Source organism: Citrobacter sp. VF227, assembly GCF_052950715.1.
This window is the reverse complement of the sequence record NZ_JBRFVF010000130.1, coordinates 1-647: the sequence shown is the minus strand read 5'-3', so window position 1 is coordinate 647 and position 647 is coordinate 1. Positions and strand designations below refer to the sequence as shown.

Sequence of the window (647 nt, the reverse complement as noted above, 5' to 3'; positions counted from 1 at the left end):
ATGCAGCCTTGTCATCGGGGTGCTGATTGAGGGAGTTGAAAATTCGGGCCGTTCGATGGGTGCGTCTTTCCGGTGCCAAGGCCCCTCCAGGCCGGGCTCTACTCGCCCCGCCGGGGCTCCCCGAACCCGCTGCGCGGTTTCGGCCCCTGCGGGGTAACGATCCCTCGCACAACGCGCAGCCTCGCGTGCGGCAGGCGCTATGCGCCTCTGCGCCCTCTCGGGAGGCAGAAGTGTGTTTCGGCGTGCAACTTTGACCCCTTGAGGCGGGGGATCGGCGTCCAATTCTGACCCCCTAACCTCGTTCTCGCAGACTGCCCTCTGGTGCGGCCGGAAGGGTGGTGCAGGGGGATGAAGGGCGTGGACACGATTGCGCGCATCCGGCGCGAGTTCTTCACCCGCGGCCGCGCGATCAAGGACATCGTCCGCGACCTGCATGTCTCCCGCAACACGGTCCGGAAGGTCATCCGGTCGGGGGCCACCGCCTTCACCTACGAGCGCGACGTGCAGCCTCTGCCCAAGCTCGGGCCGTGGCGCGACGATCTCGATCGGATGCTGACCACCAACGCCGGCAGGTCCGCCCGCGAGCGACTGACGCTGATCCGGATCTACGAGGCGCTGCGCGGGCTCGGCTACGAGGGCGGCTACGA

Annotated in this window: 1 pseudogene; it reads left to right on the top strand. The window is 67.9% G+C overall.

Annotated features, from left to right (window positions below):
- Nucleotides 1-348 precede the first annotated feature (348 nt).
- Nucleotides 349-647: pseudogene (locus tag ACU8YC_RS25465) on the top strand (IS21 family transposase); the annotation flags it as partial.